This window comes from Bradyrhizobium sp. HKCCYLS2038 (assembly GCF_051167655.1).
GTDB lineage: Bacteria > Pseudomonadota > Alphaproteobacteria > Rhizobiales > Xanthobacteraceae > Bradyrhizobium.
Window position 1 is genome coordinate 20258 of the sequence record NZ_JBNPTM010000003.1, and the last position, 11467, is coordinate 31724.

At 64.8% G+C, this 11467-nt stretch carries 9 protein-coding genes; 5 read left to right on the forward strand and 4 right to left on the reverse strand.

Annotated features, from left to right (window positions below; genetic code table 11):
* Positions 1-2: 2 nt before the first annotated feature.
* The 3 genes from ACQR1I_RS13715 to ACQR1I_RS13725 are packed head-to-tail and all read left to right on the forward strand — an operon-like array spanning position 3 to position 3491.
* Positions 3-1208 carry an amino acid ABC transporter permease gene (locus ACQR1I_RS13715; RefSeq protein WP_434867400.1) on the forward strand — a complete coding sequence of 402 codons (1206 nt, stop codon included), beginning with the start codon at positions 3-5 and terminating at the stop codon, positions 1206-1208.
* Complete coding sequence (locus ACQR1I_RS13720) at positions 1205-2725, forward strand: amino acid ABC transporter permease (protein ID WP_434867399.1); 1521 nt, start codon at positions 1205-1207, stop codon at positions 2723-2725. Before ACQR1I_RS13715 ends, ACQR1I_RS13720 begins: the two co-directional genes overlap by 4 nt.
* 22 nt (positions 2726-2747) lie before the next feature.
* A complete protein-coding gene (locus tag ACQR1I_RS13725) occupies positions 2748-3491 on the forward strand; it encodes an amino acid ABC transporter ATP-binding protein (RefSeq protein ID WP_434867398.1) in 744 nt (247 codons plus the stop codon).
* 90 nt (positions 3492-3581) lie between these two features.
* Here the strand turns inward: ACQR1I_RS13725 and ACQR1I_RS13730 are convergent, their stop codons facing one another.
* From ACQR1I_RS13730 to ACQR1I_RS13745, 4 genes are all read right to left on the reverse strand, one after another.
* A complete protein-coding gene (locus ACQR1I_RS13730) occupies positions 3582-4616 on the reverse strand; it encodes a cysteine synthase A (RefSeq protein ID WP_434867397.1) in 1035 nt (344 codons plus the stop codon).
* Between the two features lie 84 nt (positions 4617-4700).
* Positions 4701-5933: a class I SAM-dependent methyltransferase gene (locus ACQR1I_RS13735; protein ID WP_434867396.1), complete on the reverse strand. Its 1233-nt coding sequence runs from the start codon at positions 5931-5933 to the stop codon at positions 4701-4703.
* A gap of 108 nt (positions 5934-6041) precedes the next feature.
* A complete protein-coding gene (locus ACQR1I_RS13740; RefSeq protein WP_434867395.1) occupies positions 6042-6887 on the reverse strand; it encodes a DUF1365 domain-containing protein in 846 nt (281 codons plus the stop codon).
* Between the two features lie 7 nt (positions 6888-6894).
* Positions 6895-8208: an NAD(P)/FAD-dependent oxidoreductase gene (locus tag ACQR1I_RS13745; protein WP_434867394.1), complete on the reverse strand. Its 1314-nt coding sequence runs from the start codon at positions 8206-8208 to the stop codon at positions 6895-6897.
* A 299-nt stretch (positions 8209-8507) separates the two neighbouring features.
* On the opposite strand from ACQR1I_RS13745, the gene ACQR1I_RS13750 reads away from it, so the two are divergent.
* Complete coding sequence (locus ACQR1I_RS13750; RefSeq protein ID WP_434867393.1) at positions 8508-10031, forward strand: efflux transporter outer membrane subunit; 1524 nt, start codon at positions 8508-8510, stop codon at positions 10029-10031.
* Positions 10021-11451, forward strand: a complete 1431-nt coding sequence (locus tag ACQR1I_RS13755; protein WP_434867392.1) for an efflux RND transporter periplasmic adaptor subunit — start codon at positions 10021-10023, stop codon at positions 11449-11451. The genes ACQR1I_RS13750 and ACQR1I_RS13755 overlap by 11 nt, the downstream gene beginning before the upstream one ends.
* The last annotated feature ends 16 nt before the right edge of the window (positions 11452-11467 follow it).

The window sequence follows — 11467 nt, forward strand, 5'->3', positions numbered from 1 at the left end:
GAATGAGCATCGAAGCGAGGTTACCGCCTCCGCAATATGGGCTTCGTCTGAAGCGCATGCTCGGGGGCAAGGCAGGATGGAATGGCATCATCCTGCAGATCCTGTTCGTCGCAGTCCTGGTCTGGGTTGGCTACGAGATCGTAGCCAACGCCCGCACCAACCTCGCCGCCCAGCGCATCACGACGGGCTTCGGGTTTCTGAACAATACGGCCGCTTTCGACGTCAACCAGACGCTGATCAGCTATAGCGGCTCCGACAGCTACAGCCGCGTGCTGCTGGTCGGCATCCTGAATACGCTACTGGTGTCGGTGATCGGCATCTTTCTGGCGACGATTCTGGGTTTCCTGGTCGCGCTCGGCCGGCTGTCGCCGAACGCCTTGCTCTCGCGCGTCTCCGGCGCCTATGTCGAGCTGATCCGCAACCTGCCGCTGTTGTTCCAGATCCTGTTCTGGTACCTCGCGGTGCTCGCGGCGCTGCCTGGACCGCGCCAGAGCATCTCGCTGTTCTCGATGTTCTTCCTCAACAACCGCGGCTTCATCGTTCCCAGCCCGGTCGAAGAGCCTGGACTGATGCCATTCCTGGCCGCGCTCGGCGTCGCGATCGTCGCCTCGCTCGGTCTGCGCTCCTACGCGCGCCGTGAGCTGTTCGTGCGCGGTCACGCGATGCGGATCTGGCCGTACGTGCTGGGCATGCTGATCGGATTGCCGCTGATTGCGACCCTCGTGTTCGGCGTGCCCGTTGCGTTCGAAATCCCCGTGCTGAAGGGCTTCAACTTCGCCGGCGGCTCCCGCATCATCCCCGAGTTCGTCGCGCTGACCTTGGCGCTGACGATGTATACGGCCTCGTTCATCGCCGAGGTCGTCCGCGCGGGCATTCTGTCGGTCCACAAGGGCCAGATGGAGGCGGGCCTGTCGCTCGGACTGAGCCGCGGCACCGTGCTGCGCCTGATCGTCGTGCCGCAGGCGCTGCGCGTGATCATGCCGCCGCTGACCAACCAGTATCTGAACCTGACCAAGAACTCGTCGCTGGCGGTTGCGATCGGCTATCCCGACCTGGTGTCGGTGTTTGCCGGCACCACGATGAGCCAGACCGGCCAGGCGATCGAGATCATCGGCATCACCATGGGCGTCTATCTCGCGATGTCGCTGATCACGAGCGCTGTGATGAGCTTCTACAGCTGGCGACTTGGCAAGAGATTGGGCGCATGACCGACATCACCGCTTCGAGCTTCATTCGCCAGGACATGGCCGGGGAGCGCCCGGCGCCGATCAAGACCACGGGCTTCGTCGGTTTCGTCCGCACCCGGCTCTTGAATTCGCCGACCAACATCCTGCTCACCTTGGTGAGCGCCTTGTTGATCTGGTTCACGGTGATCCCGGCCTTGCAGTTCCTGCTGGTCGACGCCGTCTGGGTCGGCAAGGATCGCGAAGCGTGCCTGGCGCAGAATGCCGGTCATGCGGTCGGGGCGTGCTGGCCTTACATCACCGCGAAGTTCAGTCAGTTCATGTACGGCTTCTACCCGGAGGCCGATCGTTGGCGGGTCAACCTGACCTATGTGCTGGCGGTCGTGCTGCTGGTGCCGCTGCTGATCCAGCGTGTACCGGCCAAGGGCCTGAACGCCGGCCTTTTCTTTTTCGCGCTGCCGGTGGTCGCATTCTTCCTGCTGTATGGCGGCGGCCTGTCCGGCTTCGGCGTGAGCTGGACGACGGGCGCCTTGCAGCTGTTCGTGGAGAGCGTCGATACGGCGGGCAACGCGCTGGTCCGCGCCGGCGACAGTGTTCCGGTGATCGGCCTGCTGTTGTGGCTGCTCGGCAAGCTGGTCGTGCTGATCGGAACGCTGGCGTCGCTGATCATCTGGCCGCTGGTCTGGATCCGCAACGAGCTGCAGCAGTCCCATCAGCCGGTGTGGAACGATCTCGCTGTCACGGCGATCGTCGTGACCGCGCTGGTGTTCGTGATCGGCGGCGGGAGCAGGGCGCTGCGCAGCGTGATCGCGACGGCTGCCACCTTCGTCGGCATCGCCATCGTCATTGCGATCATGGGACTAGACCGCAACGGCCTTCCGATCGTGGATACCCGACTGTGGGGCGGCCTGCTGGTCACCCTGGTCGTGTCGGTGATCGGCATCGTCGCCTCGATGCCGATCGGCATCGCGCTGGCACTCGGCCGCCGCTCGACCATTCCGCTGATCCGCATCTTCTCGATCGCCTTCATCGAGCTGGTGCGCGGCGTGCCGCTGATCACGGTGCTGTTCTTCGCGACCTACATGCTGCCGCTGTTCCTTCCCGGCAACGTCCGCGTCGACGGCCTGGTGCGGGCGCTGATTGGCGTCGCGCTGTTCTCCGGTGCCTATATGGCCGAGGTGATCCGCGGCGGCCTGCAGGCCATCCCGCGCGGCCAGGCGGAGGCGGCGAGCGCGCTCGGCCTGTCCTGGTGGAAGACCACGAGCTTCATCGTGCTGCCGCAGGCGCTGCGCCACGTCATTCCCGGCATCGTCAACAGCTTCATCTCGCTTTTCAAGGACACCTCGCTGGTGTCGATCGTGGCGCTGTTCGATCTGCTCGGCAGCCTCAAGGCCTCGTTCGCCGACCCGGTCTGGGCGACGCCGACCACCGCCTTCACCGGCTTTGCCTTCACCGGGCTGATCTACTTCGCCTTCTGCTTCGGCATGTCACGCTACTCCCTGCTGGTCGAGCGCCGCCTGAACGCGCACCGGCGCAATTGAGCCAGAGATCATCGAGAGATCCATGACCGCAAATTCGATCGTTAGCATTGCCGCGCTGAACAAATGGTACGGCGAATTCCACGTCCTGCGCGACGTCAACCTGTCCGTCGCCAAGGGCGAGCGCATCGTGATCTGCGGGCCCTCGGGCTCCGGCAAATCCACCCTGATCCGCTGCATCAACGCGCTGGAGGAGTTTCAGGAAGGCGAGATCAATGTCGACGGCATCGACCTCGGTCCGAATCTCAAGCGCGTCGACGAGGTGCGCCGCGAGGTCGGAATGGTGTTCCAGAGCTTCAACCTGTTTCCGCATCTGACCGTGCTGGAGAACTGCACGCTGGCGCCGATCTGGGTGCGCAACATTCCACAGAAGGAAGCTGAGGCGGCCGCGATGAAGTACCTGGAGCGGGTCAAGATCCCGCACCAGGCGCACAAATATCCCGGGCAGATGTCTGGCGGTCAGCAGCAGCGCGTGGCGATCGCCCGCGCGTTGACGATGAATCCCAAGGTCATGCTGTTCGACGAGCCGACCTCGGCGCTCGACCCGGAAATGGTCAAGGAGGTGCTCGACACCATGGTTGACCTCGCCAAGGAAGGCATGACCATGCTGGTCGTCACCCACGAGATGGGTTTCGCCCGCGAAGTCGCCAACCGCGTCGTGTTTATGGACGCCGGTCAGATCATCGAGTCCAACACGCCGGACGAGTTCTTCGCCAACCCGCAGCATGCGCGCAGCAAGCTCTTCTTGAGCCAGATCCTGCGGCATTGAAGAGGGGCGAATAGGGATTTGCGAATAGCGAATAGGGCGGTAGTCCCGTCGCTACTCGCTACTCGCTACTCGCTACTCGCTACTCGCTACTCACACGAACGGCGGCTTGATGCCGCTGCGGCGCTCCAGCCATTCCGGCACCGGCAGATTCTTCGAGCGCATGAAGTCGGGGTTGTACAGCTTCGACTGATAGCGGTTGCCGGAGTCGCACAGGATGGTCACGATGGTGTGGCCTGGACCCAGCTGCTTCGCGAGTTGCATCGCGCCCGCGACGTTGACGCCGGTCGAGCCGCCAAGGCAGAGGCCCTCGTGCTGCAGCAGGTCATAGATGGTGTTGACGGCGTCTTCGTCCGACACCAGGAACGCCGTGTCGACCTTTGCGGTCTCGATCACCGGGGTGACACGGCCGATGCCGATGCCCTCTGTGATGGAATCGCCGGGCGTGGATTTGACCTCGCCGTTCTTGAACCAGTTGTACATCGCAAAGCCGTGCGGGTCGGCGCAGGCGGTGACGATGCCCGGGTTCTTTTCCTTCAGATAGCGGCTGGTGCCGGAGAGCGTGCCGCCGGTGCCCACGGCGCAGATGAAGCCGTCGACCTTGCCGCCGGTCTGCTCCCAGATCTCGGGCCCAGTCGACTCATAATGCGCCTTGGCATTGTCGAGGTTGTTCCACTGGTCGGCGAACAGCACGCCATTCGGCTCGGTCTTGCGCAGTTCGTCCGCGAGCCGGCGGCCGACATGCTGGTAGTTGTTCGGGTTGTTGAACGGCAGCGCGGGGACTTCCACCAGGTCGGCGCCGCACAGCCGCAGCATGTCCTTCTTTTCCTGGCTCTGCGTTTCCGGGATCACGATCAAGGTGCGATAGCCGCGTGCATTCGCGACGACGGCCAGCCCGATGCCGGTGTTGCCGGCGGTCGATTCCACCACGAGTCCGCCCGGCCGGAGTTCGCCGCGCTTCTCGGCCTCGAGGATCATCCACTTGCCGGCGCGGTCCTTGACCGACTGGCCGGGATTCATGAATTCGGCCTTGCCGAGAATTGTGCAGCCCGTCGCTTCCGAGGCGCGCTTCAGCTTGATCAGGGGCGTGTTGCCGATCGCCTCGATGACGTCGTTTCTTATGGACATGTCGCAAATACCTTGGGCAGCTTTCCTGAGACCAGATCTAGGAAGACCCTAGCCTAGTCTCCAGTGTGGCGTAAGCGGCCGGTGTCAGGCGCCTGACTTGGCGAAAACGACCTGCCTGACGTCGATGTTCCCCGACAGGAAACCGGCCTCGCAGTACGACAGGTAGTATTCCCACAGCCGGCGGAAGCGCTCGTCGAATCCCGCAGGCGTCAGGTCCGGCCAGGCGCTGCGGAAATTGCTTCGCCAGATCGCGAGCGTCTTGGCATAATCTTGCCCGAAGATGCGCTCGCGAATGACGGGCATGCCAAAGCGCTCGCCGAACGACTTCAGGATCTGCGGCGTCGGCAGCATTCCACCCGGAAAAACGTAGCGCTGGATGAAATCGACCTCGCGGCGATAGTGCTGGAACAGGCTGTCCTGGATGGTAATCGCCTGGACGCCCGCCAGCCCGCCGGGCCGCAGTCGGTCTCGCAGCTGCGAAAAATATCTTGGCCAGAACTGCTCGCCGACCGCCTCGATCATCTCGATCGAGGCGATGCGATCGTAGCGATCGCGTTCGTCGCGGTAATCCTGCAGCCGGATCTCCACCTTCTCGGCAAGCCCGGCCTCATGGATGCGGCGCTGCGCGAACTCGCGCTGCTGCTCGCTGATCGTCAGGCCCACGACCTTGGTGCCGAACGTCTTGGCGGCATATTCGGCAAATCCGCCCCAGCCGCAGCCGATCTCGAGCAGCGTCTGGCCGGGCTTCAGGTCGATCGCCTCGGCGAGCCGCTTGTACTTGTTGGTCTGCGCCGCGGTGAGGTCGGTGGTGTGCTCCTCGAACAGCGCCGAGGAATAGGTCATGCTAGGATCGAGCCATCGCGAGTAGAACGCGTTGCCGATGTCGTAATGGGCGTAGATGTTGCGCTTCGCCTGCCGCTTGGTGTTGCGGTTGAACCAGTGCCGCACCAGCTGGGCAAACCGGATCAGCGGCTTGTCCTCCAGCATCGATTGCAGCAGATGCTGGTTGACGCAGAACAGGTAGAGAAACTGCGTGAGGTCGGGCGTATCCCAGTCGCCGTTGAGATAGGCTTCGGCAATGCCGATATCGCCGCCGTTGATGATGCCGGCAGCGAAGCCGTAATTGGCCAGGATCATCGCCGCCGCGGGTCCGGGCTCGACGCCGCCGAGACGGACAACGCGGCCGTCGGGCAGGGTGACGTCGAGCGTGCCCTTCCTCAGGCGCGAGCCGAATCCCAGCGCGAGGCGGGGCAGGCGAGGCAGATCGGCAAGCACCTTGTCGATGTTGTCGGGGGTGATGGTGATGACGTCCGGCATGGCAGGTCCATTTACGCAACTGCGCCGCGTCCACCTCTCCCTTTGCAGCAGCCGCTGAGGCGCCTGTCCAGGTCGGAGGTGGAGCAGAGCGCGCTGCCCGTTTGTGGGTCAGCGCCGAGATATATAAGCGTGACTGTCGTTTCTCGCCAAGCCGGTTCCAGCACTTGCGGCGATTTCGCCGCGCGGGACGAGGCGGACTCCCTTGGCCCACAACCGCAGCGCCTCCCAGTGGATGGCAGCGAAGATCTTCAGGGTCACGAGCGGGAGGGAGAGGAAGGCGGCAAGCAGTGACCGCGACGTCAGCGACCGCCGGCAGCCGAAGAACGTGGCAGCGAGCAGCGGACCGTCGGCCGACGTTTCGAGAATCCGCAACTTCACATTGTCGCCCGGGGGCGTCACCCGGAAATGATAACGCATCGCCATGTCGATGAAGGGCGACACATAGAAGGTCTTGTCCTGGGACTGGCGCAACCCGGCCGCGGACAACTCGTTCGGCTTGACCGGCAGCACGTAGGGATTGATCTCGCCAAACGTGTTGCGGACCTCGTAGATCATCAACGCCAGGGCGCCGTCGCTACGGTAGCAGAAATACACCGAGAGCGGATTGAACACGTAGCCCAGCAGGCGCGGATAGCACAGCAGGAGCACGCGACCACCGTCGAGGTCGATGCCATGCTCGGCCGCACGGTCCTTTGCGTAGGCGAGCAGGGACGAGCCGTCGCGCCGGCCGTGATCGCGCTCGTGAAAGCTGTAGAGCGCGCGCCGGTTGATTCCGAAGAATGCCGACTGCCGGTCGGCTTCCTCCAGCCGACCGACATCCACCAGCAGGCTCATCACCCGATACTGGAAGCGGTGCGTGGCCGGCCTCATGCGGGCGTGCATGACCTCGCCCACATAGAGCGCCGCTGCGGCGTCCCGGCCGTCCTCGCTCCGCTGGTGAAGTTTCGTGTCCATCTCGTGCCTATTCCGCCGCTTCGGCGAGTTCGGTCGGAAGCGCACGCCATGGAACGCTGGCGCCGAGCGCTTCTGCGACGGCGAGACCCGAGCGCAAGCCGTCCTCATGGAAACCATACCCCGTCCAGGCCCCGCAGAACCAGGTGTGGCGTTGCCCCTGAATCGTCGCCAGACGCTTCTGCGCCGCAAAGGCGGCAGCCGTGTATTGCGGATGTTCACAGACATACTTGCCGAAGGTCAGTTCGGGAGCCGGAGCGAAAGGCGGGTTGAGGCTGACGAACACCGGCTTGTCGTGATCGATGCCCTGCAGGTTGTTCATCCAATAGGTCACAGCGACGTCGTTCATCGGAACGCCCTCACGCTGCCAGCGCAGGAAATTCCACGACGCCCAGGCGCGTCGCCGCTTCGGCATCAACCGGCTGTCGCGGTGCAGATAGATCGTGTTGGGCGAGTACTTGATCGCGCCGAGCACGCTGCGCTCATTCTCGTCGGCATCGGTGAGCATGGCCAGCGCCTGGTCGCTATGGGCGGCGATCACGACGTGATCGTAGGTGTCGCGATGACCGCCACTGTCCTCGACGACGACCCCGTGCGCCGTGCGCTGGATGCCGGTGACGGCGCTGCCGAGCCGGACCTGGTCGCGAAAGCTCGCCGTCAGCTTCTCGACATAGCGTTGGCTGCCGCCCTTGACGGTGCGCCAGACCGGACGGTCATATTGCAACAACCGGTGATTGCTGAAGAACGCGACGAAGTTCTCGGCCGGAAAGTCCAGCATCTCCGATGCCGGGGCCGACCAGATCGCGGCGCCCATCGGCGCGAGGTAGTCGGTCAGCAGCCGCGGGGCGAAATGGTTGCGGCGAAAATAGTCGCCAAGCGTGAGTCCCTCGAGGCGGCCGGCCTTGAAATCGGCGGTGCTCTGCTCGTTGAAGGTGAGAATGTCCCTCAGCATCCAGAGATAGGATGTCGACAGCAGGTTGCTCGGTTGGGCGAACAGCCCCTTGGCGGTGTCGAGCCAATTGTTGCCGCCGCCCTTCCATTCGAAGCGGCCGGCGTCTGCGGTGACGGCGAAGCTCATGCTGCTCTCGACCGTCTCGACCCCGAGATGATCGAACAGCGCCGTCAATTCCGGGTAATTCAGCACGTTGTAGACGATGAAGCCGATGTCGACCGCAACCGCGGCGCCATCATAGTCGATGGTGACGGTGTGGCTGTGGCCACCGGGTCGGATATCGCGCTCATAGACGGTGATCGGGTAACGCTTCGCCAGGGACCAGGCCGCGGCATTGCCCGCGATTCCCGTCCCGATCACCGCAATTCTCATCGATTGTCCCCCAAAGTTCACGCGCAAGTTACGGAGCCGCCGCCAAACGGTTTCAGAGCGCGCGTTCCGCGCGTCACACCCCGCCTAAAATGGCCGTCGACAGATGAAATGTTGGTAAGGCTATTCCGGGAGACCTGTGGCCCTTCTGGCACCAAAACCCGCTGAATTACGGGAGATTCGTGGATTCCGGGGAGTGATGATGGCGGCTCGCCGCAACGGGACAGCGGAGCTGCAGGGCTGTCCGCGGCGATGGGGGGCGGGTAGAATGATTCCCAATACGACAGGGAAGCATCACGCCAGTGTCACCAGTGGGAATCGCCGTCGACGAGCCTTGCCGCGCGTCCGCTGACACGCGGGCCGCCGTCGAACGGCGGAAGCGTCGCGCCTTTATTGGCCTGCGACATTTCGTCCGCTGGGTTGCCGCGATCGGATTGGCGGCGGGCTCGGCAGGCTGCCTGCTGACCCAGGACATTCCAGATCCGGCGCTCGACATGCCCCGGCGCTACAAGTCCGCCTCCGGTGCCGATCTGGCGGCCCCGCCGCCCTTGGACTGGTGGCGCGGCTTCGGCTCGCGCGAGCTGACCCAGCTGATGGAGGAGGCGCAGAGCGTCAACCTCGATATCGCCGCGGCGGTGGCGCGGTTCAGGCAGGCCGACGCGCTGGCACGCCAGGCCGGCGCGGCGCTGCTGCCGAGCCTGTCGACCACGGGGCAGGAGACCTATTCGCGCACCTCAGGCTCGAGCTCCAGCGGACTGACCAACGGCGGCCGCGAGGTCGTCAATTATCAAGCCTCGCTCTCCGCGAGCTACCAGCTCGACTTCTTCGGCCAGAACCGTGACGCGCTTCAGGCTGCCGAGGAGACGGCGGTCGCCAACCGTTTCGACCGCGACGTTACCCAGCTGACGACGCTGGCTACCGTCGCCAATGCCTATTTCCAGGTACTGGCGGCGCAGGACCGGATCCGCACCGCCGAGCGCAACATCGCCAGCGCGACGCGCGTGCTCGATGCCATCCGTGAACGCCAGAAGGCGGGCACCGGCAACGATCTCGACGTCGCCCAGCAGGAGAGCGTGCTGGCCAACCAGAAGGCGGCGGTGCCGCCGCTGCGCCAGACGCTCGACCAGAACGTCAATGCGCTGGCTGTGCTGGTGGCGCGTTCGCCGGAAGGCATCCGCATCGCTGGCGGCTCGCTCGACCAGATCAGGACGCCGCGGGTGGCGCCGGGACTGCCGTCCGAGCTCCTGACGCAGCGGCCGGACATCCGCCGGCAGGAGGCGCAGCTGGCCTCGGCCACGGCCAATGTCGGCAGTGCGCGGGCGCAGTTCTTTCCGAGCATCCAATTGACCGGGAATGGCGGCTACCAGAGCGCGGCGCTGGTGTCGCTGTTTCAGCCGCATGCGGCGTTCTTCAGCCTGGCCGGCAGCCTGACCCAGCCGATCTTCGACGGCGGAAGGATCCTGGGCAATTTCGAAAATGCCAAAGCGCGCCAGGACGAGTTGCTGCAGACCTATCGCAAGACCGTCATCCAGTCCTTCACCGACGTCAACAACGCGCTGTTCTCGATCAAGCAGACCACGATCAGGCTGCAGCTGCAGCGCCAGGTCGTCGCGGCCTCCCGGCGGGCTTTCGAATTGTCGGAGCAGCAGCTGCGCGCAGGAACTGCCGACATCGTGACCGTCTTGAACACGCAGTTGACGCTGTTTCAGGCCGAGGACGCGCTATGGCAGGCGCAGCTGGCCCGCCTGCAGGCGTTCGTGAGCCTGTATCAGGCGCTCGGCGGCGGCTGGGAGCCGCGCATGGAGAAGTCGGCCGATGCTCTTTAAACCTGACGAGAAGGGAGCAGGGGCCGTGAAACGGGCGCGGTCGAGCGTGGCCCGGCGGCTGGTTTCGATCACCATCACGCTGCTGATCCTGGGCGGTCTTGGCTATATCGGCTGGTCGGCTATGCAGCAGAAGCAGCAGGCCAACAACCGCTTCGCGCGGCCCGACCTTCCGGTCCCGGTGTTGGCGGCATCTCCCGTCGTCAAGGACGTGCCGGTCTATCTCGACGGTGTCGGCGCGGTCCGCGCGCTGAACACGGTGACGGTGCGCTCGCAGGTCGACGGCAAGCTGATCTCGGTCAATTTCGTCGAGGGCCAGGACGTCAAGCAGGGCGACGTGCTCGCCGAGATCGATCCGGCGATCTATCAGGCCCAATACGACCAGGCCGTGGCCAAGAAGGCGCAGGACGAGGCGCAGCTTGCCAATCAGAAGCTCGACCTGGCGCGCTACGAGCAACTCGCGGCCAGCAGTGCGGGCTCGAAGCAGCAGGCCGACACGCAGCGCGCCGTCGTGGCGCAGCAGCAGGCGCTGATCAAGGCCGATCAGGCGGCGATCGACAATGCCGCGGCGACGTTGAGCTACACCAAGATCGTGGCCCCGCTGTCGGGGCGTGCCGGACTGCGTCAGGTCGACAAGGGCAACATCATCCGCGCGTCGGATACGACCGGTCTCGTCGTGATCACGCAATTGCAGCCGATCGCCGTGCAGTTCAGCCTGCCACAGCAGCAGATCATGCGCGTCAATGCCGCGGCGGCCAAGGGCGCGCTCCCCGTCGACGTGTTCGGCAATGACGGTGTGACGGTGATCGACACCGGCACGCTGCGCGGCATCGACAACCAGGTCGATCAGACCACCGGCACGCTGAAGCTGAAGGCGGAATTTCCCAACGGCAAATTCCAGCTGTGGCCCGGCCAGTTCGTCAACGTCCGCCTCAAGGTCGAGACGTTGTCGCAGGCCATCACGGTGCCGACGTCAGCGGTGCAGCGCGGGCCGGCCGGCACGTTCAGCTACGTGATCGGCGAGGGCGACATCGTCGCGGCGCGCCCGGTGAGTGTGGTGCAGCAGAACGAGAACGAGGCCGTGGTCGCGAGCGGGCTGAGCCCCTCCGACCGCGTGGTGACGACCGGCTTCACCAATCTCGCCGATGGCGCGAAAGTGGTGGTGGGGCGCGCTGATCAGGCCCCGCAGGTCGATCTCGCGCCGCGCAAGCGCGGCCGCAATCCGCAAGGTAAGGATCAAGCCAAGGACCAGGCAAAGGATCAAGCTAAGGACCCGGCGAAGGAGGGCGCTGCGTCGACCGAGGGCGCGCCGAAGGATGGCGAGCGGCGGCGCCGGCCGCAGGCCGACGGCCAGACGGATTCGGGCGGCACGCCGGCGCAGGGAAGCGGAGAGTCGGGGCGCGCGGCGAGGCCGCAGCCATGATGCGCCCGAGAGAGTG

Excerpts from the sequence above, each read along its gene's own strand:
- ACQR1I_RS13740 (WP_434867395.1), bottom strand. The coding sequence starts at position 6,887 with ATGGACACGAAACTTCACCAGCGGAGCGAGGACGGCCGGGACGCCGCA.
- ACQR1I_RS13735 (WP_434867396.1), bottom strand. The coding sequence starts at position 5,933 with ATGCCGGACGTCATCACCATCACCCCCGACAACATCGACAAGGTGCTT.
- ACQR1I_RS13745 (WP_434867394.1), bottom strand. The coding sequence starts at position 8,208 with ATGAGAATTGCGGTGATCGGGACGGGAATCGCGGGCAATGCCGCGGCC.
- ACQR1I_RS13715 (WP_434867400.1), top strand. The coding sequence starts at position 3 with ATGAGCATCGAAGCGAGGTTACCGCCTCCGCAATATGGGCTTCGTCTG.
- ACQR1I_RS13755 (WP_434867392.1), top strand. The coding sequence starts at position 10,021 with ATGCTCTTTAAACCTGACGAGAAGGGAGCAGGGGCCGTGAAACGGGCG.
- ACQR1I_RS13730 (WP_434867397.1), bottom strand. The coding sequence starts at position 4,616 with ATGTCCATAAGAAACGACGTCATCGAGGCGATCGGCAACACGCCCCTG.
- ACQR1I_RS13720 (WP_434867399.1), top strand. The coding sequence starts at position 1,205 with ATGACCGACATCACCGCTTCGAGCTTCATTCGCCAGGACATGGCCGGG.
- ACQR1I_RS13725 (WP_434867398.1), top strand. The coding sequence starts at position 2,748 with ATGACCGCAAATTCGATCGTTAGCATTGCCGCGCTGAACAAATGGTAC.